The organism is Klebsiella sp. DY2415 (assembly GCF_026314315.1).
GTDB classification, from domain to species: domain Bacteria; phylum Pseudomonadota; class Gammaproteobacteria; order Enterobacterales; family Enterobacteriaceae; genus Klebsiella; species Klebsiella ornithinolytica.
Window position 1 is genome coordinate 2,845,121 of record NZ_CP111115.1, and the last position, 22,460, is coordinate 2,867,580.

Consider the following 22,460-nt stretch of genomic DNA (forward strand, 5'->3'; position numbering starts at 1 on the left):
AATGAAAAAGTGTTATAAATCGACTCTTGATGAATATCGGTGTCAGGTTTGACATGGAAAAGAAAAAAGCAACGTTGACCGGTCTGGCTGCCATTGTGCTGTGGAGCACGATGGTCGGATTAATTCGTGGCGTCAGTGAAGGGTTAGGTCCGGTCGGCGGCGCGGCAATGATCTATACGCTGAGCGGCTTATTATTGCTGGCCACCGTCGGGTTTCCCCGGCTGCGGCAAATGCCGCGCGCCTATCTGCTGGCCGGCAGTCTGCTGTTCGTCAGCTATGAAATTTGTCTGGCGCTGTCGCTGGGCTTTGCCGGCAGCCGCCAGCAGGCGATTGAAGTCGGGATGGTCAATTATCTGTGGCCCAGCCTGACGATTCTCTTTGCCATTCTCTTTAATGGTCAGAAAACCAGCTGGCTGGTCGTTCCCGGCTTATTTCTCGCGCTGCTTGGCGTCACCTGGGTATTAGGCGGTGAGCATGGCCTGAATATCGATGAAATTACCCGGAACGTCGTCTCCAGCCCCCTGAGCTATATTCTGGCCTTTGTCGGCGCATTTATCTGGGCGACCTATTGCACGGTCACCGCAAAATATGCGCGCGGCAAAAACGGCATCACCCTGTTTGTTTTATTAACCGCCCTGACCCTGTGGCTCAAGTTTATGTTCAGCGATCAACCGCCGATGATTTTCAGCTGGCCGGTGGTCATTAAGCTGGTGATGTGCGCGGTGGCGCTGGGGTTTGGCTATGCGGCCTGGAACGTAGGTATTCTCCACGGCAACGTCAGCCTGCTGGCGGCCGCCTCTTACTTTACCCCGGTGCTCTCTTCGGCGCTGGCGGCGGTGCTGCTCAGCGCGGTCCTCTCCTGGCCATTCTGGCAGGGAGCCGGCATGGTATGCGCCGGCTCCCTGCTCTGCTGGTATGCCACCCGACGTTAGCCGAGGTCGCCTCCGGCCACCGGCAGCGTAACGCCGGTGATATAGCTTGCCTCATCGCTGGCGAGAAACAGGATCGCGTTCGCCTGTTCCGTCAGCGTGCCGTAGCGATGCATCAGGCTGCTCTCCACGGTTTGATCGACCACCTGCTGATACCACTCCTGCTCCTGCGCCGTGGGCGTTTCATGATTCCGCGGGGTTAAGCGCGCCGGCGCCTCGGTTCCGCCCGGCGCCACGGCGTTGATGCGAATCCCGCTGCCGCTGTACTCCATAGCAATCGAACGGGTCAGCGCGTTGACCCCGCCTTTCGCCGCCGAGTAAGGCACCCGGTTAACGCCCGCGGTGGCAACGGACGAGACGTTAACAATGCTGCCCTTGCCCTGTTTGAGCATCCACGGTAGCGCCGCGCGGCAGCCCCACAGCGTCGGAAACAGCGAGCGACGAATCTCTTTTTCAATCTGATCCGGCTGATATTCGGCAAACGGCCGCGCCCAGATCGTCCCCCCGATGTTATTAATCACCACGTCCAGTCGGCCAAAATGGGCGACCCCGGCGGCAAAAGCCTGCTCGGTGCTCTCCCACTGTTCGAGGTCTGCCTCCAGCGCCAGCACGTCGCTGCCCCCCTCGGCCAGCGTCGCCGCCAGCTCGTGGACATAGCGCGAACGGTCGATCAGCAGCAAACGGGCCCCTTCACGGGCGGCCTGCTCTGCCGTCTGACGGCCAATGCCCTGGGCGGCGCCGGTAATGGCCACCACTTGATGTTGAAAACGCATCGCTCCTCCTTATGCCGCCGCACTCTGGCTGGCGAGAAATTTTTCGTACCAGAAACCTGCCGGATTAATTCCCCGCTCGCGAAGCGCGCCGGAAACCGCGTTGACCATCGGCGGCGGGCCGCACAGATAGATGTCGACATCGCCATCGTTAAGCATCGCGTCATCAAGATGCCCGGTGACAAACCCGCGCTGCGGGCAGGCGCTCTGTTCATCGGCAACGACCGGCAGCCAGCGGTAGCCGGAAAGCTGATCGACAAACGCATCCAGCGCCTCGGTCTTCACCAGATCGCTATCGCGGGTGACGCCATAGAGCAGCGTAATCGGCCGGGTACTGCCCTGCAGGGCCAGGGTGTGCAGCATCGACAGCAGCGGCGCCAGCCCGGTCCCGCCCGCCAGCATCAGCAGCGGACGTTCCCCGTTGCGCAGGTAGAAGCTGCCCATCGGGCCGCTGAGGGTGAGACGATCGCCCGCTGCCGCCTGGCGCGTCAGCCACTGGCTCATTACCCCGCCGGGCACATTGCGGATCAGGAACCGACCTTCGCGCTCGCCCGGAAGCGAACTGAAAGAGTAAGCGCGCACCTGCGGTGTGCCCGGTACCTGAATGTTGATGTATTGTCCGGGCAGAAAAGCCAGCGGTTCATCCAGCTGGAGCACCAGCTCAATGGCGGTCTCCGACAGGTGATTCACCTGCATCACCGCCGCACCGCTGCTGGCGAGCGCGGTTTTGCACTGCGCCGCAGCCACCGGAACGTCAATCACGCAATCGCTGGTCGGGATCATCTGACAGGTCAGCACCTGACGAGCATCGGCCTCTTCTTCGCTCAATGCCTCCTCGAGATACTCTTCCCCCATGCCATAGTCGCCGCTGGCGCAATGGCATTTGCAGGTCCCGCAGACGCCGTCCGAGCAATCCATCGGCAGGTTGACCTTCTGGCGGTAGGCGGCGTCCAGCACTTTTTCTCCCGCATTGCACTGGATAAAGCGGGTAATACCATCCTCAAAATTGAGTGCGATAGTAAACATATCCACCTCTTAAATATGGTAAACGTCAATCACCTGACGGATATAATCGTTGTTCAGCCGCACCGTCTTACGCAGGATCTGCGGTTTGCCGTCGCAGGTCGTCAAGGTGACGCAGGTCGAGCCAAACCACGCATCGGTGTGCTGGTACCGGTGGTTGTAAGTCACCCAGTTGTAGCGCACCTCCACCCCCTGCTCATTTTCGCCGAGCAGCTCAACGTTGCTGATCAGGTGGGTGGTACGCGGCTCCGGCGTACTGGCGCCAGAACGTTCCGTTTTGATGCGGTAGACGCGGTCCTCAAGTCCCTCGCGGTTCGGGTAATAGATCAGCGATATTTCGCGCTGCGGGTCGCGGGTCAGCTTGTCGTCATCGCCCCATGCCGGCATCCAGAACACCACTTTCGGGCTGTAGCACGTCAGCCACTGATCCCACTGACGGTCGTCCAGCAGGCGGGCTTCGTAATAGAGAAACTGGCGAACCTGTTCAAGCGTCAGCATCACACCACCTCCACGCGTTGGGTTATGGACTGTTCATAGCGCTGCTGCTCTTTTTCCAGCGCCGCCATCATCACGTTTTGCCAGTGATGGTGATGGGCGATGTACAGCGCCTCATCCTCCGATTTCACCCCGCTAAGCAGCGGAGTGAATCCGGCATGCCGGGCGTGTTCATCCGGGCCATCGACCCAGTGCAGCGCGCCGCGACTGAGATCGCTCCACGCCAGGTTCTCGCCGAGATAGCCGCGCTGGCAGGCGCTGAACTCTTCCAGATCGTCCGGCGTTCCCATGCCGCTGACGTTAAAGAAATCCTCGTACTGGCGGATGCGCAGCGCGCGGGCCTGGTCCGGCTCGCCTTTCGGCGCGAAGCACCAGATAGTGACTTCGGTTTTGTCTACTGCGAGCGGGCGAATAACGCGGATCTGTGTGGAAAACTGGTCCATCAAATAGACGTTGGGATAGAGACAAAGATTGCGCGTTTCATTGACCATCTGGTCGGCGCGCAGCTCGCCAAACTCGGCCTGTAAGCGGGCCTGATGGGCGAAAACCGGGCGCACTTCCGGGTTGAGCGCCCGGGTCCACAGCAGCATATGGCCGTTTTCGAAACCGTAACCTCCGCCGAGACTTTTCGACCAGCCGTTGGCATCGACGGAATGCGTCCCTTCGGCTTCGTAGTTGCGGCGCGACATTGTGGAGGCGTAGTTCCAGTGCACCACGCTAACGTGGTAGCCGTCGGCGCCGTTTTCCGCCCCCAGCTTCCAGTTGCCCTCGTAGACATAGCTGGAGGAGCCTTTCAGCACTTCCAGCCCTTCCGGCGCCTGATCGACCATCAGATCGATAATTTTGCAGGTTTCGCCAAGATAGGTTTCCAGCGGCTGCACGTCCTCGCTGAGGCTGCCGAATAAGAAGCCGCGATATGAGGCAAAGCGCGGCAGTTTTTTCAGGTCATGCGACCCTTCATGTTTAAAGGTCTCCGGATAACCGCCGGTGCTTTCATCTTTGGCTTTCAGCAATTTACCGTTGTTGCCAAAGGTCCAGCCGTGGAACGGACAGGTAAACGAGTTTTTATTGCCGGTTTTACGACGGCAGAGCATGGCGCCGCGATGGGCGCAGCTATTAATTAACGCGTGCAAGGCATGCTGTTTATCGCGGGTGATAATAACCGGCTGTCGTCCGAGAGTCAGGGTAAAATAATCACCGGGCTCAGGGATTTGACTTTCATGGGCGAGGAACACCCAGTTCCCTTCAAATATATGTTTGATCTCAAATTCAAATAGCTGCGGATCGGTAAAAATCGAACGATGGCAGCGATAAATATGTTTTTTCCGGTCAACAATTAATGCATTGCTGATTTTATCTTTTAATAGCGAGAGTGTTTTTTGCATGAGCTTAGCCCTCCTGCAGAATTCAGGAATTAATAAAGTCAGAGAGAATAATCAATTCGGGAATATCCCCGGCCGCGCGTGGCAGGCCGGGCAACAGCATGGCTCACCGCCCAGGCGCACCGGCCCGGGAGGTGCGCCGGTCATTACTCTTGTGCGCGCAGGCGGGAAATACGCTGTTCTTCGTCGGCGTTGAGGGCCGGGCACAAAGTAAAGTCGAAGCGAATTTCGGTGTGTTCGCCGTCAAGCTCACGCTGCTGAATCAGCTCACGATCGGTGATTTTAACCGGGTCGGCAATCAGGCCATCGCGGGTGGCGAAGGCAAAGTCATCCCACAGATACTTATCACCGTTAAGGTTAATCTGGCTGGTTAAATGCTTGTGGCCCGGCGCGGAAACAAAGAAGTGAATATGTGCCGGACGGTTGCCGTGACGACCCAACTGGTTAAGCAGCTTTTGGGTCGGGCCATCCGGCGGACAGCCGTAGCCAGAAGGCATGATGCTACGCACGCTGTAGCGGCCATCTGCGCCGGTGCGGATGCGGCGACGCAGGTTGTATTCACTCTGGCTCTGGTCGAAGAACGAATAGTTCCCCAGGGTGTTGGCGTGCCAGATATCCACAATGGCGTTGGCAACCGGACGTCCCTGGGTGTCGCACACCTGACCGTGCAGCCACATGACTTCACCCGCATCGCGGCCGTCATCCATCCGCGCGTGCCCTTCTGCGAGCGGCGCATTGGCCACGTACAGCGGCCCCTCAATGGTGCGCGGCGTACCGGTTTCCCGATGCGCTGCGGCGTCAATCGCATCCTGACGCAGGTCGAGGAAGTGTTCCAGCCCGAGACCTGCCGCCAGCAGCGCCGCTTCCTGACGCCCGCCCAGTTCATGCAAATAGTTCACCGCATGCCAGAACTCTTCCTGGGTAATATTATAATCGTCGATCAGGGTGCACATATCTTCCAGTAAACGATGCACAATGGCTTTAAAGCGTTCATTACCGCCGGGAACATTTAACCCGGCACTTTCACGTAATAATTTCTGCACGGCTTCTTGTTGTACGAAAGAATTTTTCATTGTGATTCTCACTTATTGCTTGCAGTTGGCTTGTAGGGTTTACACCGGAATATCCGGCGCGAGGTTTTTTATTATTTTTAGCTATCGTCTTCACGAATCGAGGAGGGATGACGACACAATGCCTCGACGCGTATTTCCATAAACGGGTATAACGGCAGAGCCATTAATATCTGGTGTAACTGGTCGGCATCACGCACATCAAAAATACTGACATTGGCGTACAGTCCGGCGACCCGCCAGATATGTCGCCAGGTGCCTTCACGCTGTAATTGCTGCGAATAGGCTTTTTCTCGTTGTTTAATCTCCTCAAGCTCGGCGGCGGGATATCCCAGCGGGATCTTGACGGTCATATCCACTTTAAACAGCATATTTTTCTCCTGTCATGTCCTACGCTTTGCGGGCATAGAACTGCAATTTATCTTCATCGAGTTCGACACCTAAACCCGGCGTCTGAGGCAGGACGACGCTGCCGTCGGTGAACGTTAGCGGCACGCTGACGATGTCATCTTTGAGCAACAGCGGACCAAACATTTCAGTGCCCCATTGCAGCGGCAGCGTCGACCAGGCGTGCAACGATGCGACGGTGCCCACGGTTCCTTCCAGCATGGTGCCGCCATACAATCCGATACCCGCCGCCTGCGCGACGTGCGCCAGGGCTAAAACGCTGGCCGGGCCGCCCGCTTTGGCAATTTTCAAGGCAAAGGCGCCGCTGAAGCCTTGCTGCGCCAGGCGATAGCCATCGTAGTGCGTCGCCACCGCTTCATCCGCCAGAATCGCGGTTTCAATGTGATGGCTGAGGCGAACCAGCGCCGCGTTGTCCTGCGCGCTGACCGGTTGTTCAATTAAGTCGATGCCCATCGCCGCCAGTTCACGACAGCCTTTTGCCGCCACAGTGGCGTCCCAGGCCTGGTTGACATCGACACGAATGCTCGCCCGATCGCCGAGGGCTTCGACAATCGCCCGGGTATGACGTAAATCGGTCGCCAGTTCGCGGGCGCCAATTTTCAACTTAAATGCCTGATGGCGACCTTCGGCCAGCAGCGTTTCCCCTTCGGCGCTATCCTTGTTGGTGTCCCCGCTCGCCAGGGTCCACAGCACCGGCAGCGAGGTCTGCAGCGCGCCGCCAAGCAGCGCTGAAACCGGCAGCCCCAGCGCCTTGCCCTGCGCATCCAACAGCGCGGTTTCAATGGCGGATTTGGCGAAGGTGTTACCTTTGATGGCGCTGTTGATACGCTGCGTCAGCGCATTCAGGTTATCGGCGGGCTGCCCTTTGAGCAGCGGCGTCAGATAATGGTTAATGGCGCTGGAGATGGCTTCCGGACTCTCGACGCCATAGCTCAGCCCGCCGATGGTGGTCGCCTCGCCGATACCGCAAATACCGTCAGAGCGCGTAATGCGGACAATCACCAGCGTCTGGCAGCCCATGGTTGTCATTGAGAGTTTGTGCGGGCGAATGGTCGGGACATCAACCAGCCAGCTTTCAATGCGTTCTACGGTCGCGGTCATGTTTTCTTCCTGATCGTTAAATTCATAACTTTTTGTGACGCCAACCATAACGAAGGGTGACGGTGACTTTGACAATAGGGGGGAGCCGGTGAAATGGTCAACGGCGATAATCGAAATGTTGTGCGATTATCGACGCGCTTGTTAAAATGAGGTTAATAATGTGATCCGGGTGGTAAAACAGGCACATTCCGTCGCCGCCCTTTTTCCCCACGGTATAGTGGTGCCCCTGAGCTTTTGTTTTCGAATGGAGAGGAATTCAATGAGCGCGACACCGCCAACCCCCCTCAGCGCCAGGCAGGCCGAACACGACCCGAATTTCATGCTGTCGCTGGCGCGCGGGTTGGAAGTTCTCAGCGCCTTTACTCCCCAGCGCCAGCGGCTGACTATCTCGCAGCTCAGCCAGAAAACGCAGATTTCCCGCGCCGCCGTCCGCCGCTGCCTGTATACCCTGGCCGCACTCGGCATGGTGCACAGTCCTGACGGACGCAGCTATGAACTGTTGCCGCGGGTGTTGGCCGTCGGCCACGCCTATCTGGCCGGAACGCCGCTGGCGAAAGTGGCCCAGACCGCGCTGGATAACCTCGGTAAGAGCCTCGGCGAATCTTGCTCCGCCGCCACCCTCGATGGCGATAACGTGCTCTATATTGCCAGGGCCGCAGTCAACAATCTGCTGAGCGTTGATATCGGTCGCGGCAGCCGTCTCCCCGCATGGGCGACCTCAATGGGCCGCGTACTGCTTAGCGCCCTGGCGGAAGAGCAGCTGGACGTGACATTGTCACGCGCGAATTTAATTCGCTACACCCCGCATACGCTGTGTGATTTAGCGGGATTGCGGGAGGAAATAACCAGAGTACGTATGCAGGGATATGCGATCGCCGATCGGCAAATTGAGGTGGGATTATGTTCGCTGGCGGTACCGCTGCTGTCACGCAGCGGCCAGGTGGTGGCGGCGCTCAACGTCGGCGTGCCCGCCAGTGCCATGAGCGCCGCCGCGCTGAGAGAGAAAGCGCTGGCCCCGCTGCGGCGGGCGGCCATGGAGCTTTCTCTCCAGCTGTAGGGCTAGTTCATTTTCGGCGCCTGCGCCAGACTGCGCCAGATCCCGGCTGCCAGCAGCAGCAGCAGCACCCCGGCGGTGGCCAGCACGATGCTGTGGGCGCTGATAAACGCGGTTTTCGCCGCTGCAATCAGCGAATGCGCCGGAACTGCGGGCAGCGATTGCGCCAGGGCGATCGCTTCGCTGATGGACGACGAGGCCTGCGCTGCGGCCTGACCGTCCACCCCGGCGGGCAGCACAATCGATGAACTGTAGCTGCGGGTCAGAATCAGGCCAAACAGCGCGATCCCCAGACCGGCCCCCAGCTCGTAGGCCATCGTTTCAATGGCGCCGGCCGCCGCCGCTTTCTCTTTCGGCGCCGCCGCCATAATGGCGGAGCCGGAAGCCAACAATGCGCTGGCGACGCTGAAGCCTAAGAGAATCATCAATCCCCATGCCAGCCACTGCTGGGAGCTGAAATCGGTCATCGACAGACCGAGGAAACTGAGCGCGCTCAGCAGCATACCGCCGGTTGCCACCAGCCGCAGGCCCAGGCGAGAAACCATCACCCCGGCAACAGGTCCGCTAAACCCGCTCGCCAGCATCAGCGGCAGCATAAACAGCCCGGCTTCAAACGGTGTTTTGCCGTGGACGAACTGTAGCTCCTGCGCCATCAGTAGCTCGAAGCCAACCAGGGTAATCAGGGCGGTCATCGCCATCATCACGCCGCTTAAGATAATGCGATGCGTAAACAGGCGCATATCGACCATCGGCGTCACGGCGGAAAGCTGCTGGCGAACAAAGCGCACCAACAGCGCCAGGCCCACCAGCGCGATCGATCCGGTCAGCCATAATGCCATCTGCCCTTTCAGCGCCGATTTTGCGCTGAACACCAGCATCAGGATCGCCACAATCAGCATCAATGCCTGGGTCAGATTAAGCGGCTGTTCGCGCCGTGCCGGCTGGCGCGGCACCATCCGCGCACTGAAGGCGATAACCGCCAGCACGATGGGCACGTTGATCAGGAATACCGATCCCCAGTAAAAATGCTCCAGCAGGATCCCGCCCACCAGCGGGCCGAAGGCGGCGCCGCCAGAGCCAATCGCCGCCCACAGGCCGAGCGCCATGTTGCGGTGGCGCGCCTGCGAAAAAGTGTTACGGATACCGGCGAGCGTCGCCGGGACGATCATCGCCGCACCAATGGCCAGCAGCGCGCGGGAGGCGATCAGCGCCAGCGCAGTGGGTGAAAACGCCGCCGCCAGCGACGAAACGCCGAAAATAGCGCTGCCGAGCAGCAACAGCCGTTTAAAACCAATTTTATCGCCGAGCGCCCCCATCGGCAGCACCATACCGGCCATGACTAATGAATAAATATCAATGATCCACAGCAGCTCATTGCTGCTGGTCCCCAACGACATACTAAGCGTTGGCGCGGCGACATGCAGTACCGTGGCATCAATCGCCACCGGTAAATACACCAACAAAATCGCCACCAGCGTTAACCATTGCCGAGACATACTTTTTCCTCAATTTTGCAAATTGGACACGCGTCCAGGATTGCGATCCTGCCGGATTGTTGAACAACTGTCCAACTTTTTGTTACTATCGAAGAAAACCACGGCTCAGCGGGGAAATATGCACTACTTAAATCGGGAAGCGCGTCGGGAGGTGATCATGCTGGCGGCGATGCGTGTCGCGCTGCAGGGGGGCTTAGGCGCCATGACCGTCCGGCAAATCGCCGCCGAAGCCGGAGTCTCCACCGGGCAGTTGCATCACCATTTCACCTCCATCGGCGAGCTTAAGGCGCAGGCCTTCGTTCGTTTAATTCGTGAGATGCTGGATATCCAGCTGGTAGCGGAAGACGCCAGCTCGCGCGAGCGCCTGTTTTCAATGCTCGGCAGCGAAGATGGCCGCCTGGATCCCTATATCCGTTTGTGGCGCGAAGGCCAACTGCTCTCCGGGAGCGATAGCGACATCAAAGAGGCCTACCTGCTCACCATGTCGATGTGGCACGAGGAGACGGTCAATATTATTCGTCTCGGCAGCGAAAGCGGTGAATTTCATCCCGATGACAGCGCGGAGAATATCGCCTGGCGTTTAATTGCCCTGGTCTGCGGGCTGGATGGGATTTATGCGCTGGGAATGGAAGCGATCGACGACAGCGCATTTACACGCTATATAAACTACTATATAACGTTAGAACTACTGCGCCCGCCAACCATTTAGCCAACTGAGCTTCTGAATGCGCCGGGAAGGCACGGTCTGTCGGCCCGGTAGACCTGTCGCCGCTGCTGACAGGAGCGCAGTTTAAGTCACATTTCATTTACATTTAGTAACAAATAATAAACCCCTATTGCGCACGCGCTTTCCTGAAGCGTTTTTTTTTATCTATTCTTCAAACACTACAATAATTCATTCGACCAGCCTTAATCGCCTCTTCTGCTTAATTTGCGGTGTTGTCATCTTTAAATTTTCTTTGGTTACTGTGCATTCGAGGGCAATATGTCAAGAGAAAGTGAGAAAGATAATCATTACCTTTTAAAGGGGTGGCGCCCGGAAAATCCAGCATTCTGGGAAAATAAAGGCAAAGCCATTGCACGAAGAAATCTTTTTATTTCAGTAAGTTGTTTACTTCTTGCCTTCTGCGTCTGGATGTTATTCAGCGCGGTTGCGGTGAATCTTAATAAAGTCGGCTTTAATTTCACTACCGATCAGCTTTTTTTATTAACCGCGCTTCCTTCGCTGTCCGGGGCAATATTACGCGTGCCCTATTCTTTTATGGTTCCTATATTTGGCGGACGCTACTGGACGGTGATCAGCACCGTTATTTTAGTGGTGCCCTGCCTGTGGCTTGGGATCGCGGTGCAAAACCCGGCAACCCCATTCTGGATATTTATTCTCATCGCTCTGCTCTGCGGTTTTGCCGGAGCTAACTTTGCCTCCAGCATGGGCAACATCAGTTTTTTCTACCCGAAAGCGAAGCAAGGCAGCGCCCTCGGCGTGAACGGCGGCCTGGGTAACCTCGGCGTCAGCGTGATGCAGCTGCTCTCGCCGGTAGTGATCTTCGTGCCGATCTTCACTTTTGTCGGCGTTCGCGGCGTCGATCAACCGGACGGCGCAACCCTGTGGCTCGGCAACTCGCCGCTCATCTGGGTGCCGCTGCTGCTCGCCGCTACCGTGGCGGCGTGGTTCGGGATGAACGATATCGCCGGTGCCAAAACCTCCATTCGCGATCAGCTCCCGGTGTTGAAACGCCCGCATATGTGGTTGCTGAGCCTGCTTTATCTCGCCACCTTCGGCTCGTTCATCGGGTTTTCCGCCGGCTTCGCGATGCTGGCCAAAACGCAGTTTCCGGATGTGAATATCCTGAAACTGGCCTTCTTTGGCCCGTTTATCGGCGCCCTGGCGCGCTCCTTCGGCGGCATCATTTCCGACCGTCTGGGCGGCGTCAACGTCACCCTGGTGAACTTCATTCTGATGGCGCTGTTTACCGGCCTGCTGTTCCTCACCCTACCCGGCTCCGGTTCCGGGAGTTTTCTGGCGTTTTACGTGGTGTTTATGGGGCTGTTTCTCACCGCGGGTCTCGGCAGCGGCTCTACGTTCCAGATGATCGCCGTGATCTTTCGCCAGATAACCATCGATAGCGTCAAGAAACGCGGCGGCAGCGATGAGCAGGCCCAGCACGAAGCGGTCACCGATACCGCCGCCGCGCTCGGGTTTATCTCCGCTATTGGCGCGGTCGGGGGCTTCTTCATCCCGAAAGCCTTTGGCACCTCGCTAGCCATGACCGGTTCCCCGGTTGGCGCCATGAAGGTTTTCTTTGTCTTTTATATCGTTTGCGTACTGGTGACCTGGCTGGTCTACGGTCGTCGTAAACCGGCAAAAAAATAACGGCATCGTTGCCGGATGGCGGCTGACGCCTTTATCCGGCCTACGGGATCGTGCGGTCTTGCTGGCCGGATAAGGCGCTAACGCGTCGCATCCGGCAAGGGCTTGATGCCGGACATTATCGGAGCAGGAGAAACGTCATGAGTAAACTACTGGATCGCTTTCGCTACTTTAAGCAGAAACGCGAGACCTTTGCCAACGGCCACGGTCAGGTCCTGGATACCAACCGTGACTGGGAAAATAGTTACCGTCAGCGCTGGCAGTTCGACAAGATCGTCCGTTCCACGCACGGAGTAAACTGTACGGGCTCATGCAGCTGGAAAATTTACGTCAAAAACGGGCTGGTCACCTGGGAAACCCAGCAGACCGACTATCCGCGTACCCGCCCGGATCTGCCCAACCACGAACCGCGCGGCTGCCCGCGCGGCGCCAGCTACTCCTGGTATCTCTACAGCGCCAACCGACTCAAATACCCGCTGGCACGTAAACGGCTGATTGAGCTGTGGCGCACGGCGCTGGCCCGCCATCCCGACCCGGTCGATGCCTGGAACAGCATTATGGAAGATCCGCAGCAGTGTCTCAGCTACAAGCAGATGCGCGGCAAAGGCGGGTTTATTCGCTCGACCTGGAAAGAGCTGAACCAGCTGATTGCCGCCGCCAACGTCTGGACCATCAAGCACTATGGCCCGGACCGCATTGTCGGCTTCTCGCCGATCCCGGCGATGTCGATGGTCTCTTATGCCGCTGGTACCCGCTACCTGTCGCTAATTGGCGGTACCTGCCTGAGCTTCTACGACTGGTATTGCGACCTGCCCCCCGCCTCGCCGATGACCTGGGGCGAACAGACCGACGTCCCGGAATCTGCCGACTGGTATAACTCCAGCTACATCATCGCCTGGGGCTCTAACGTGCCGCAGACCCGAACGCCTGACGCCCACTTTTTTACCGAGGTGCGCTACAAAGGCACCAAAACTATTGCTATTACGCCGGACTATTCGGAAGTGGCGAAACTGTGCGATCAGTGGCTGGCGCCGAAACAGGGTACCGACAGCGCGCTGGCCATGGCGATGGGCCATGTCATCTTAAAACGCTTCCATCTCGACAATCCGAGCGATTACTTCCTTAACTACTGCCGCCACTACACCGACATGCCGATGCTGGTGCTGCTCGACGATCGCGACGATGGTACCACCGTCCCCGGGCGAATGGTGCGCGCTTCTGACCTGCTGGACGGGCTGGGTGAGAGCAACAATCCGGAGTGGAAAACCGTGGCCTTCAGTTCCGCCGGTGAACTGGTCGCCCCCCATGGCTCTATCGGTTTTCGCTGGGGCGAAAAAGGGAAATGGAACCTCGAACCGCGGGCTGCCGGGAAGGAGACCGAACTGGCGCTGTCCCTGCTGAATATCAAAGATACCGTCGCCGCCGTGGGCTTCCCCTACTTTGGTGGCAACGAGAACCCGCATTTTCGCAGCGTTGAGCAGCAGCCGGTGCTGATTCATCGGCTTCCGGCCAAACGTCTGACCCTGGCCAGCGGCGAGAGCAAACTGGTGGTGAGCGTCTATGACCTGGTCCTGGCTAACTACGGCCTCGACCGGGGGCTCGACGATGAGAACGCGGCCGGCGATTTCAGCGAGGTGAAAGCCTACACTCCGGCCTGGGCGGAGCAGATTACCGGCGTTCCCCGCCACCACATAGAGCAAATCGCCTGGGAGTTCGCCGATACCGCGCATAAAACCCACGGTCGCTCGATGATTATCCTCGGTGCCGGCGTCAACCACTGGTACCACATGGATATGAACTACCGGGGGATGATCAATATGCTGGTGTTCTGCGGCTGCGTCGGACAGAGCGGCGGCGGCTGGTCGCACTATGTCGGCCAGGAAAAACTGCGTCCGCAGACCGGCTGGCTGCCGCTGGCGTTTGCCACCGACTGGAACCGCCCGCCGCGCCAGATGAACAGCACCTCTTATTTCTACAACCACTCCAGCCAGTGGCGCTATGAAAAGCTGACCGCCCAGGAGCTGCTTTCACCGCTGGCGGACGCCAGTCGATATACCGGACACCTGATTGATTTTAACGTGCGCGCCGAGCGCATGGGCTGGCTGCCTTCCGCCCCGCAGCTCAGCGTCAATCCGCTGACCATTAAGCAGCAGGCCGATGCCGCCGGCCTCTCACCCGCCGACTACACCGTGCAGGCGTTAAAATCCGGCGCCATCCGCTTTGCCTGCGAGCAGCCGGACAACGGTAAAAACCATCCGCGGAATATGTTTATCTGGCGCTCCAACCTGCTGGGTTCCTCCGGCAAGGGGCATGAGTACATGCTCAAATATCTGCTGGGCACCGACAGCGGCATCCAGGGCGATGAACTGGGGGCGACGGACGAGGTTAAACCGGAAGAGGTCGAGTGGCAGACCCCGGCGATTGAAGGCAAGCTCGATCTGCTGGTGACCCTCGATTTCCGCATGTCGAGCACCTGCCTGTTCTCAGATATCGTTCTGCCGACCGCCACCTGGTATGAAAAAGACGATATGAACACCTCGGATATGCATCCGTTTATCCACCCGCTTTCCGCCGCCGTCGACCCGGCCTGGGAAGCCAAAAGCGACTGGGAAATCTATAAAGAGATCGCCAACGTCTTTTCGACGGTCTGCGTCGGCCATCTCGACGCGGAGACCGATGTGGTGCTTCTGCCTCTGCAGCATGACTCTGCGGGCGAACTGTCCCAGCCTTTCGATGTGGTTGACTGGCATAAGGGCGAGTGCGATCTGATTCCGGGGAAAACGGCCCCGACCATTGCGGTAGTCGAGCGCGATTACCCTGCCACCTACGAGCGCTTCACTTCCCTGGGCCCGCTGCTGGATAAGCTGGGCAACGGCAGTAAAGGCATCAGCTGGAAAACGCAGGATGAGGTCGATTTCCTCGGCAAACTCAATTACGTCAAGCTCGACGGCCCGGCAAAAGGCCGCCCGCGCATCGACAGCGCCATCGACGCCACGGAAGTGATCCTCAGCCTGGCGCCAGAAACCAACGGCCAGGTGGCGGTCAAAGCCTGGCAGGCGCTGGGAGAGTTTACCGGACGCGATCACACCCATCTGGCTATCAACAAAGAAGATGAGAAGATTCGCTTTCGCGATATTCAGGCCCAGCCGCGCAAAATCATCTCCAGTCCGACCTGGTCCGGGCTGGAAAGCGAGCACGTCTCCTACAACGCCGGCTACACCAATGTCCATGAACTGATCCCCTGGCGCACGCTCTCCGGCCGCCAGCAGCTGTATCAGGATCATCCGTGGATGCGCGCCTTCGGTGAAAGTCTGGTGGTCTACCGGCCGCCGATTGATACCCGGAGCGTCAGCCATATGCATCAGATTCCGCCGAACGGCTTCCCGGAAAAGGCGCTCAATTTCCTCACCCCGCACCAGAAATGGGGGATTCACTCCACCTACAGCGAAAACCTGCTGATGCTGACCCTGTCGCGCGGCGGGCCGATCGTCTGGATCAGTGAAACCGACGCCAGAGAGCTTGGCATTGAGGACAACGACTGGATTGAGGCCTTCAACGCCAACGGTGCGCTCACCGCCCGGGCGGTGGTCAGCCAGCGCGTACCGCCCGGCATGACCATGATGTACCACGCGCAGGAGCGCATCATGAACATTCCCGGATCTGAAGTCACCGGCCGTCGCGGCGGCATTCATAACTCGGTGACCCGCATTTGCCCGAAACCCACCCACATGATTGGCGGCTATGCGCAGCTGGCCTACGGCTTTAACTATTACGGTACCGTCGGCTCCAACCGCGATGAGTTCATCATGATTCGTAAAATGAAAAACATTAACTGGCTGGATGACGAAGGTCGCGATCAGGTACAGGAGGCGAAAAAATGAAAATCCGCTCACAAGTTGGAATGGTGCTCAATCTCGACAAATGCATCGGCTGCCACACCTGCTCGGTCACCTGCAAGAACGTCTGGACCGGGCGCGAAGGGATGGAATACGCCTGGTTTAACAACGTCGAAACCAAACCCGGTATCGGCTACCCGAAAAACTGGGAAGACCAGGAAGAGTGGCAAGGCGGCTGGATCCGCGGGATCACCGGTAAGCTGACGCCGCGCCTCGGCAACCGCGTTGGCGTGTTGGCAAAAATCTTCGCCAACCCGCAGCTGCCGGGCATCGACGACTATTACGAACCCTTCACCTACGATTACCAGCATCTGCATACCGCGCCGGAGAGCCAGCATCTGCCTACCGCCCGCCCCCGTTCGCTGATTAGCGGTAAGCGAATGGATAAAATCAGCTGGGGCCCCAACTGGGAAGAGCTGCTTGGCGGCGAGTTTGAAAAGCGCGCCCGTGACCGTAACTTCGAAGCCATGCAGAAAGAGATGTACGGCCAGTTTGAAAACACCTTCATGATGTATCTGCCGCGCCTGTGCGAACACTGCCTTAACCCGAGCTGCGTCGCGACCTGCCCGAGCGGGGCTATCTATAAGCGCGAAGAGGATGGCATCGTACTGATCGATCAGGATAAATGCCGCGGCTGGCGCATGTGCATCAGCGGCTGCCCGTACAAAAAAATCTACTTTAACTGGAAGAGCGGCAAATCGGAGAAGTGCATCTTCTGCTATCCGCGGATTGAATCCGGCCAGCCGACGGTCTGTTCGGAAACTTGCGTCGGGCGCATTCGCTACCTCGGCGTGCTGCTGTATGACGCCGACCGGATTGAGGAAGCGGCCAGCACCGAACATGAAACCGACCTCTATGAACGCCAGTGCGAGGTATTCCTCGACCCGCACGACCCGGCGGTGATTGAAGAGGCGCTGAAACAAGGGATCCCGCATAACGTCATCGACGCGGCGCAGAAATCGCCGGTGTATAAACTGGCGATGGACTGGAAGCTGGCGCTACCGCTGCACCCGGAGTATCGCACCCTGCCGATGGTCTGGTACGTCCCGCCGCTGTCACCGATTCAGTCGGTCGCCGACGCCGGCGGCCTGCCAAATAATGGCAGCATTCTGCCTGCCGTCGAAAGCCTGCGCATTCCGGTGCAGTACCTCGCCAATCTGCTGAGCGCCGGCGATACCGGCCCGGTGCTGCGCGCCCTGAAACGCATGATGGCGATGCGCCACTACAAACGCTCACAGACCGTCGAAGGAGTGACCGACACCCGGGCTATCGAAGAGGTGGGCTTAAGCGTGGAACAGGTCGAGGAGATGTACCGCTACCTGGCCATCGCTAACTACGAAGATCGCTTCGTGATCCCCACCAGCCACCGGGAAATGGCGGAAGATGCCTTCCCGGAACGCAACGGCTGCGGATTTACCTTCGGCGATGGCTGTCACGGGTCGGATACCAAATTCAACCTGTTCAACAGCCAGCGCATCGATGCGATCAACATCGGGGAGAAAGAGTAATGCGGATCCTCAAAATTATCGGTCTGCTGCTGGAGTATCCGGATAGCCTGCTGTGGGACAACCGTGAAGAGGCGCTGGAATTGGTCCGTGCCGATGCGCCGGCGCTACTGCCGTTTGTTGAATCGCTGCTGGCCGCCCCGCTGCTCGACCGCCAGGCCGAATGGTGTGAAGTGTTTGACCGCGGACGGGCCACCTCGCTGCTGCTGTTTGAGCACGTGCACGCGGAGTCCCGCGACCGCGGCCAGGCGATGGTCGAGCTGATGAATCAGTATGAGCAGGCCGGGCTGCACATCGACTGCCGGGAGCTGCCTGACCATTTACCGCTCTATCTGGAGTACCTCAGTAGCCTGCCGCCAGACGACGCCAGAGAAGGCTTGCAAAACGTGGCCCCGATTCTGGCGCTGCTTGGCGGGCGCGTCAAACAGCGACAGTGTCAATATTATCAGCTGTTTGACGTCCTGCTGGCGCTGGCTGGCAGCGCGCTCAGCAGTGACAGTGTCACCAGGCAGGTGGCGGGTGAAAAGCGCGATGATACCCGCCAGGCGCTGGATGCGGTGTGGGAGGAGGAGCAGGTGAAGTTTATCGAAGATAACGCCACCGCCTGCGACAGCTCCCCGATGCAACATTATCAACGACGCTTTAGCCAGGACGTCGCGCCACAGTACGTCGACGTCGGTGCCGGAGGCCCGAAATGATACAGTACCTGAACGTCTTTTTTTACGATATCTACCCCTATCTGTGCGGGACGGTGTTTCTCATCGGCAGCTGGCTACGCTACGACTACGGGCAGTATACGTGGCGCGCCTCTTCCAGCCAGATGCTCGACAAACGCGGCATGGTGCTGTGGTCGAATCTGTTCCATATCGGCATCCTGGGCATCTTCTTCGGCCACCTCTTCGGGATGCTGACCCCGCACTGGGTTTACTCCTGGTTCCTGCCAATGTCGCAAAAGCAGCTGATGGCGATGATTCTCGGCGGGATCTGCGGCGTACTGACGCTGGTGGGCGGCGCCGGGCTGCTGATTCGTCGTCTGACCAACCCGCGCATTCGCGCCACCTCATCGACGGCGGATATTGTGATTCTGAGCATTCTGCTGATTCAGTGTGCGCTGGGTCTGACGACCATCCCCTTCTCCGCTCAACATCCTGACGGCAGTGAAATGCTGAAGCTGGTGGACTGGGCGCAGGCGGTGGTGACCTTCCACGGCGGCGCCTCGGCGCATCTTGATGGCGTGGCATTTATCTACCGCGTTCACCTGGTGCTGGGGATGACCATCTTCCTGATCTTCCCGTTCACTCGCCTGGTGCACGTCTGGAGCGCGCCAATAGAGTATTTGACCCGCCGCTACCAGCTGGTGAGATCCCGACGCTGAAGGTTTGACTCCCTCTCTGTCAACCCTTATGAGCTAACCCGTCAGCCTCCGCGCCAGGAGGCTGACGCTGTTAAAACAGGGGGAAAAGGTAAACCTGTAGTCGCTTCCCGCAATGACTTATACTGTTCCCGCACGTAATCTCTTCTCTTGAAACGCGCTGACTCAACCGGATGATACGTAGGTGAGGGAACCATGGGTAAATACGTCATTTTTATCAGCAGTCGCGGCGGGAGAGCCGTAGCAAAAGACGCAGTGACATCCTCTTTGCTTAAAGAGATGAAACGACAGGGATTCAGAAAACATCACGTTGAGGTAGAAGCTGAAAACGAAAACGATGCCGTTAAAGCGTTAAACAGATTTAATGACGATTATCTGACGGAGGTAAAGGAGTACACCGCGAGCGTCATATTTGTGTGCCTGTGCGCGATTGTTGCTTTCATCGTTTTTCTATTTTCAAACAGATAGCAAATTTACGCCTCCAGGCGCAACAAACAGATTAACAAGCGGATTTCAGCGCAAAGCGCAATTATCCGTCGGCGGCATATGCAGCGCAAAACAGGCGGTAATAGTGTGCAGCAGCAGTTTCGCCGGCCCGGTAAGCCGATTTTCATCGCCATATAATCCCACCCCAATGTCACCCGCCGCGGGCAATTTTGCGCAATCAACGATCTGCAGCGTAGCAGGCATGCCTATCGTTGTGCGTAGCGCCACCCCCAGTCCTGCAGATGCGGCAGCCCAGATTCCGTTCAGACTGCGACTGGTAAAGGCAATACGCCAGGGGATTCCGGCTTTATCTAACGCCGCGGTGGCGGCGGTGCGCATGACGCACGGCGCTTCAAAGGCCAGCAGCGGCAGCGGCTGGTTGCTGTCGAGATAACGGGCAACATCGAACGCCGCCGCCGCGATCCACTGCAGCGGCAGTCTCCCCAGCAGATGATCAAAAACCGGTGCGTCGCGCCCTTCCCAGCTCAGGGCCAGATCGAGCTCCTGGCGCATCATCGCCTCGCGCAGCGGCGCATTCCGCGTGACGGTAATCGCAATCTCCACCTCGGGACAAGCCCGGGAAAATTGCCCGAGGACCGCCGGCAGTAACACCTCGCCAAAGTCCTCCTGCAGTCCGAGACGAACCTCGCCGCTTACCCCTCTGGCCTGCAGCGCGGCCAAGGCCTCGTCATTCAGGCTAAGCATTCGCCGCGCGTAGCTCAGCATAATTTCCCCTTCCGCCGTCAACGCCAGATGACGCCCGGCCTTTTGTACCAGCGCCGTGCCGCTCTGCTGCTCAAGCTTTTTAAGCTGAGCGCTGATCGCCGACGTTGAACGCCCCAGGCGTTCGGCGGCAAGGGCAAAACTGCCGAGTTCCATTCCGGTCACGAAAGCGCGTAGCGCGTCGGCATCAAAGGTCAGTGGTCGTCTGGTCATCATTAATCATCCCGTTTTTCAGGATTATTACTCACAAATTATATGATTATCGAAACCATCATAACCGGATATCGTCTCCGTGACATCCCACCTATGAGATTGCAAATGGACAAAGTTAATCTGACCCGGGAAACCCTGGCAGCGCTGGCGCCAAAGCTGGCATCACTGAGTGAAGAGATCCTGTTTGGCGATATCTGGCAACGCCCCGCGCTGTCACCGCGTGACAGAAGCCTCATCACTCTCAGCGCGCTGGTCGCAATGTATCGTCCTGAACAGCTTGCCTGGCACCTGACATTCGCCCGGGAAAACGGCGTAACGGAGAGCGAAATCACCGAGCTTTTTACCCACCTGTCGTTTTACGCCGGATGGCCAGCGGCGGTTTCAGCACTCAATGTGTTTAGCCAGCTTGATACCGAATGAGGAGACGCGCATGCCCATAACCCGCATCGCCATTTCTGCGCAGCGTTTCGCGCAATGGCACGCTCGAATCTCTATCGATTTGCAGCAGGCGCTTGAAGATCATTTTTCGGTCCCGGCCGGCGACTGCTTTCAGCTTTTTGACTGCTACAGCCCAGGGCAGCGGATAGTTAACCCGCACTATCTCTGTAGGGCTGAAGACGGACGCAGCGATGATTTCCTGCTGTTTCAGATAACCGCCGGTAAGCCACGCAGCCATCTGCAAAAGCAGCGTTTTTATCAGGATTTAGTGACGCGACTTGAGCAGTCGCTGGGCATCAGCCCGCATGAGGTGATGGTAGTGATCGGCTATACCGAGCCGGAAGACTGGTCATTCGGCAGCGGGAAAATGTTCAGCCTGACGGATATTCCTCCGCCGCGCTAAGCAACGCTGCAATAACAGAGGCTGTGACCAGTCAGGAGCCGGAAGCCGACCCGGTTGCTGAGGATGCTTCCCGGCGGCTGACGCTACAGGAGACGCAGCGCCACCACGTTGGGTCATCGCGAAGCATGACTCTCGGGTAAAGAGCAGGTGCCCGATACCGCTCGCGGCCGGCATTAGCAGACCGCGGCCCCGGGGGGATGCTGGTGAACAACGGGTGACGCTGGAAGCATGTCTCTTGTGGGTTAACATCGCCGAAAGTGACAGGACAAATGCCGCAGTTCCCCGGTTTATGGCCGAGAAAAGGCGGTCGCTATACTCTGTTTTCGCTGGGACGACGCCCTGAAAAAAACCGGAGAGGATTTCAGATGCGACCTTTCACCTTGCGGGTCTGGCGATGCGATAGATGCGGTCCGCCTGCACGGCCGACCGCCCCTTCTGTCTGGACAGCGTCGCCCCTACTTCCCCGCCTCAGGATGGGTATCAAACGCCGCCATGACCGCTGCGAGCTCACCTTCAGTAAAGCCATATTTGGCATCATCGACGCCAAGACCGAAGCGGGTTTGCAGCGCCTCATACAGCGCAGGAACATCCGGTAAATCGATCTTCTCCACCACATGGGCATTATCCCAATGGGTAAAGTGGAAGTTAGTTAACGTCATTTTCCCGCCGTCCGGCAAATGACGACACATCAGCAGATGGTGGCGGAAATGCGATTGCGGCCAGTGCGCCGACCAGAAATTCCCCATGACATAGTCAGCGGCATACTGGCGCCCGAGGTCGAAAACGTACATCGACTGCCAGTGGCCGTGATGGCTGTACTGTAACGTCCACTCATCCCCTTCGCAAATCAGTCGGTAGACACCGTGCGGGGTTGACTGTTCCGCATCCGCCAGCAGCCGGACAGGCGCGGTCAGGGTCTGGCCGCCGAAGCCGACATCGGCGATCCAGCGCTCACCGTCGACCTCAACCAGCAGCAGGCGATGGGTTCGCGGCGGCATCTGCGACGGATTGGCCAGCACCACGCGCCCCAGCAGACTACGGACGTTAAAACCCAGCTCGCGAAGTACCCGCTCCAGCAGCCCATTTTGCTCGAAGCAGTAACCGCCACGACGGCCGTTAATCAGCTTCTCTTCCAGCGTCCGATCGTCAAGATGGATCTCTCTGGGCAGCAGAACATCCAGATTTTCAAACGGGATCGCGCCATTGTGGTGAATATGCAGTTCGCGCAAGGTGTTAAGCGATACATCAGGGGTTCCCGTCCAGCCCAGACGAGAAAAATAAGCGCTTAAAAATCGACTCATCAATGCCTCCAGCAATCGGTGTTC

Annotated in this window: 21 protein-coding genes; 11 read left to right on the top strand and 10 right to left on the bottom strand. The window is 58.2% G+C overall.

What is annotated here, in order from left to right:
- Nucleotides 1–53: 53 nt before the first annotated feature.
- Nucleotides 54–932 carry an aromatic amino acid DMT transporter YddG gene (yddG, locus tag OQV00_RS13430; protein ID WP_004861717.1) on the top strand — a complete coding sequence of 293 codons (879 nt, stop codon included), beginning with the start codon at nt 54–56 and terminating at the stop codon, nt 930–932.
- Here the strand turns inward: yddG and benD are convergent.
- From benD to OQV00_RS13465, 7 genes are all read right to left on the bottom strand, one after another.
- Entirely contained in the window at nt 929–1,702 is a 774-nt protein-coding gene (gene benD, locus OQV00_RS13435; RefSeq protein WP_004861716.1) for a benzoate diol dehydrogenase BenD, read from the bottom strand. The genes yddG and benD overlap by 4 nt on opposite strands.
- Nucleotides 1,703–1,711: 9 nt before the next feature.
- Nucleotides 1,712–2,725, bottom strand: a complete 1,014-nt coding sequence (gene benC / locus OQV00_RS13440; protein ID WP_004861714.1) for a benzoate 1,2-dioxygenase electron transfer component BenC — start codon at nt 2,723–2,725, stop codon at nt 1,712–1,714.
- A gap of 9 nt (nt 2,726–2,734) precedes the next feature.
- A complete protein-coding gene (gene benB, locus OQV00_RS13445) occupies nt 2,735–3,220 on the bottom strand; it encodes a benzoate 1,2-dioxygenase small subunit (RefSeq protein WP_004861712.1) in 486 nt (161 codons plus the stop codon).
- The gene (locus tag OQV00_RS13450) at nt 3,220–4,602 is read right to left on the bottom strand and encodes a Rieske 2Fe-2S domain-containing protein (RefSeq protein ID WP_266278727.1); all 1,383 of its coding nucleotides are present in this window, start codon (nt 4,600–4,602) and stop codon (nt 3,220–3,222) included. The genes benB and OQV00_RS13450 overlap by 1 nt, the downstream gene beginning before the upstream one ends.
- A 143-nt stretch (nt 4,603–4,745) precedes the next feature.
- Nucleotides 4,746–5,672 carry a catechol 1,2-dioxygenase gene (catA, locus tag OQV00_RS13455; RefSeq protein WP_004861706.1) on the bottom strand — a complete coding sequence of 309 codons (927 nt, stop codon included), beginning with the start codon at nt 5,670–5,672 and terminating at the stop codon, nt 4,746–4,748.
- Nucleotides 5,673–5,749: 77 nt separating this feature from the next.
- Nucleotides 5,750–6,040, bottom strand: coding sequence for a muconolactone Delta-isomerase (catC, locus tag OQV00_RS13460; RefSeq protein WP_004861704.1), 291 nt, complete (start codon nt 6,038–6,040; stop codon nt 5,750–5,752).
- A gap of 19 nt (nt 6,041–6,059) precedes the next feature.
- Nucleotides 6,060–7,226, bottom strand: coding sequence for a muconate cycloisomerase family protein (locus OQV00_RS13465; RefSeq protein WP_416309821.1), 1,167 nt, complete (start codon nt 7,224–7,226; stop codon nt 6,060–6,062).
- Nucleotides 7,227–7,437: 211 nt separating this feature from the next.
- Between OQV00_RS13465 and OQV00_RS13470 the strand changes: the two genes are divergently transcribed.
- On the top strand, nt 7,438–8,235 hold the full coding sequence (locus OQV00_RS13470) for an IclR family transcriptional regulator domain-containing protein (protein WP_015584389.1): 798 nt from the start codon (nt 7,438–7,440) through the stop codon (nt 8,233–8,235).
- 2 nt (nt 8,236–8,237) lie between these two features.
- On the opposite strand, the gene OQV00_RS13475 is transcribed toward OQV00_RS13470, so the two are convergent.
- Nucleotides 8,238–9,728, bottom strand: coding sequence for an MFS transporter (locus OQV00_RS13475; protein WP_266278731.1), 1,491 nt, complete (start codon nt 9,726–9,728; stop codon nt 8,238–8,240).
- Between the two features lie 118 nt (nt 9,729–9,846).
- On the opposite strand from OQV00_RS13475, the gene OQV00_RS13480 reads away from it, so the two are divergent.
- The 7 genes from OQV00_RS13480 to OQV00_RS13510 all read left to right on the top strand — a co-directional run bounded on the left by OQV00_RS13480 (nt 9,847) and on the right by OQV00_RS13510 (nt 19,340).
- Nucleotides 9,847–10,437: a TetR family transcriptional regulator gene (locus tag OQV00_RS13480; RefSeq protein WP_032717407.1), complete on the top strand. Its 591-nt coding sequence runs from the start codon at nt 9,847–9,849 to the stop codon at nt 10,435–10,437.
- A 276-nt stretch (nt 10,438–10,713) separates the two neighbouring features.
- The gene (locus OQV00_RS13485) at nt 10,714–12,102 is read left to right on the top strand and encodes a NarK family nitrate/nitrite MFS transporter (protein ID WP_128320895.1); all 1,389 of its coding nucleotides are present in this window, start codon (nt 10,714–10,716) and stop codon (nt 12,100–12,102) included.
- Between the two features lie 137 nt (nt 12,103–12,239).
- Nucleotides 12,240–15,980, top strand: a complete 3,741-nt coding sequence (locus OQV00_RS13490; RefSeq protein WP_128320896.1) for a nitrate reductase subunit alpha — start codon at nt 12,240–12,242, stop codon at nt 15,978–15,980.
- Nucleotides 15,977–17,503 (top strand): nitrate reductase subunit beta, encoded by a 1,527-nt coding sequence (narH, locus tag OQV00_RS13495; protein WP_015584391.1) that lies wholly within the window; start codon nt 15,977–15,979, stop codon nt 17,501–17,503. Before OQV00_RS13490 ends, narH begins: the two co-directional genes overlap by 4 nt.
- Entirely contained in the window at nt 17,503–18,198 is a 696-nt protein-coding gene (narW, locus tag OQV00_RS13500; RefSeq protein WP_004861686.1) for a nitrate reductase molybdenum cofactor assembly chaperone, read from the top strand. Before narH ends, narW begins: the two co-directional genes overlap by 1 nt.
- Nucleotides 18,195–18,875 carry a respiratory nitrate reductase subunit gamma gene (narI, locus tag OQV00_RS13505; RefSeq protein ID WP_004861681.1) on the top strand — a complete coding sequence of 227 codons (681 nt, stop codon included), beginning with the start codon at nt 18,195–18,197 and terminating at the stop codon, nt 18,873–18,875. Before narW ends, narI begins: the two co-directional genes overlap by 4 nt.
- A gap of 192 nt (nt 18,876–19,067) precedes the next feature.
- On the top strand, nt 19,068–19,340 hold the full coding sequence (locus OQV00_RS13510) for a hypothetical protein (protein WP_032717404.1): 273 nt from the start codon (nt 19,068–19,070) through the stop codon (nt 19,338–19,340).
- 45 nt (nt 19,341–19,385) lie between these two features.
- Here OQV00_RS13510 and OQV00_RS13515 read toward each other — a convergent pair whose 3' ends face one another.
- Nucleotides 19,386–20,294, bottom strand: a complete 909-nt coding sequence (locus tag OQV00_RS13515; protein WP_266280669.1) for a LysR substrate-binding domain-containing protein — start codon at nt 20,292–20,294, stop codon at nt 19,386–19,388.
- A gap of 105 nt (nt 20,295–20,399) precedes the next feature.
- On the opposite strand from OQV00_RS13515, the gene OQV00_RS13520 reads away from it, so the two are divergent.
- Together OQV00_RS13520 and OQV00_RS13525 are read left to right on the top strand one after the other, a co-directional pair.
- A complete protein-coding gene (locus OQV00_RS13520; RefSeq protein WP_004861674.1) occupies nt 20,400–20,714 on the top strand; it encodes a carboxymuconolactone decarboxylase family protein in 315 nt (104 codons plus the stop codon).
- Nucleotides 20,715–20,724: 10 nt separating this feature from the next.
- Nucleotides 20,725–21,135 carry a tautomerase family protein gene (locus OQV00_RS13525; RefSeq protein WP_266278734.1) on the top strand — a complete coding sequence of 137 codons (411 nt, stop codon included), beginning with the start codon at nt 20,725–20,727 and terminating at the stop codon, nt 21,133–21,135.
- 455 nt (nt 21,136–21,590) lie between these two features.
- Here OQV00_RS13525 and nhoA read toward each other — a convergent pair whose 3' ends face one another.
- Nucleotides 21,591–22,436 (bottom strand): N-hydroxyarylamine O-acetyltransferase, encoded by an 846-nt coding sequence (gene nhoA, locus OQV00_RS13530; protein WP_004861668.1) that lies wholly within the window; start codon nt 22,434–22,436, stop codon nt 21,591–21,593.
- Between the last annotated feature and the right edge of the window lie 24 nt (nt 22,437–22,460).

What these genes read in the sequence shown, in the direction of transcription:
- yddG (WP_004861717.1), top strand. Translation starts at nt 54, where the DNA reads ATGGAAAAGAAAAAAGCAACGTTGACCGGTCTGGCTGCCATTGTGCTG.
- benD (WP_004861716.1), bottom strand. Translation starts at nt 1,702, where the DNA reads ATGCGTTTTCAACATCAAGTGGTGGCCATTACCGGCGCCGCCCAGGGC.
- benC (WP_004861714.1), bottom strand. Translation starts at nt 2,725, where the DNA reads ATGTTTACTATCGCACTCAATTTTGAGGATGGTATTACCCGCTTTATC.
- benB (WP_004861712.1), bottom strand. Translation starts at nt 3,220, where the DNA reads ATGCTGACGCTTGAACAGGTTCGCCAGTTTCTCTATTACGAAGCCCGC.
- OQV00_RS13450 (WP_266278727.1), bottom strand. Translation starts at nt 4,602, where the DNA reads ATGCAAAAAACACTCTCGCTATTAAAAGATAAAATCAGCAATGCATTA.
- catA (WP_004861706.1), bottom strand. Translation starts at nt 5,672, where the DNA reads ATGAAAAATTCTTTCGTACAACAAGAAGCCGTGCAGAAATTATTACGT.
- catC (WP_004861704.1), bottom strand. Translation starts at nt 6,040, where the DNA reads ATGCTGTTTAAAGTGGATATGACCGTCAAGATCCCGCTGGGATATCCC.
- OQV00_RS13465 (WP_416309821.1), bottom strand. Translation starts at nt 7,226, where the DNA reads ATGGTTGGCGTCACAAAAAGTTATGAATTTAACGATCAGGAAGAAAAC.
- OQV00_RS13470 (WP_015584389.1), top strand. Translation starts at nt 7,438, where the DNA reads ATGAGCGCGACACCGCCAACCCCCCTCAGCGCCAGGCAGGCCGAACAC.
- OQV00_RS13475 (WP_266278731.1), bottom strand. Translation starts at nt 9,728, where the DNA reads ATGTCTCGGCAATGGTTAACGCTGGTGGCGATTTTGTTGGTGTATTTA.
- OQV00_RS13480 (WP_032717407.1), top strand. Translation starts at nt 9,847, where the DNA reads ATGCACTACTTAAATCGGGAAGCGCGTCGGGAGGTGATCATGCTGGCG.
- OQV00_RS13485 (WP_128320895.1), top strand. Translation starts at nt 10,714, where the DNA reads ATGTCAAGAGAAAGTGAGAAAGATAATCATTACCTTTTAAAGGGGTGG.
- OQV00_RS13490 (WP_128320896.1), top strand. Translation starts at nt 12,240, where the DNA reads ATGAGTAAACTACTGGATCGCTTTCGCTACTTTAAGCAGAAACGCGAG.
- narH (WP_015584391.1), top strand. Translation starts at nt 15,977, where the DNA reads ATGAAAATCCGCTCACAAGTTGGAATGGTGCTCAATCTCGACAAATGC.
- narW (WP_004861686.1), top strand. Translation starts at nt 17,503, where the DNA reads ATGCGGATCCTCAAAATTATCGGTCTGCTGCTGGAGTATCCGGATAGC.
- narI (WP_004861681.1), top strand. Translation starts at nt 18,195, where the DNA reads ATGATACAGTACCTGAACGTCTTTTTTTACGATATCTACCCCTATCTG.
- OQV00_RS13510 (WP_032717404.1), top strand. Translation starts at nt 19,068, where the DNA reads ATGGGTAAATACGTCATTTTTATCAGCAGTCGCGGCGGGAGAGCCGTA.
- OQV00_RS13515 (WP_266280669.1), bottom strand. Translation starts at nt 20,294, where the DNA reads ATGACCAGACGACCACTGACCTTTGATGCCGACGCGCTACGCGCTTTC.
- OQV00_RS13520 (WP_004861674.1), top strand. Translation starts at nt 20,400, where the DNA reads ATGGACAAAGTTAATCTGACCCGGGAAACCCTGGCAGCGCTGGCGCCA.
- OQV00_RS13525 (WP_266278734.1), top strand. Translation starts at nt 20,725, where the DNA reads ATGCCCATAACCCGCATCGCCATTTCTGCGCAGCGTTTCGCGCAATGG.
- nhoA (WP_004861668.1), bottom strand. Translation starts at nt 22,436, where the DNA reads ATGAGTCGATTTTTAAGCGCTTATTTTTCTCGTCTGGGCTGGACGGGA.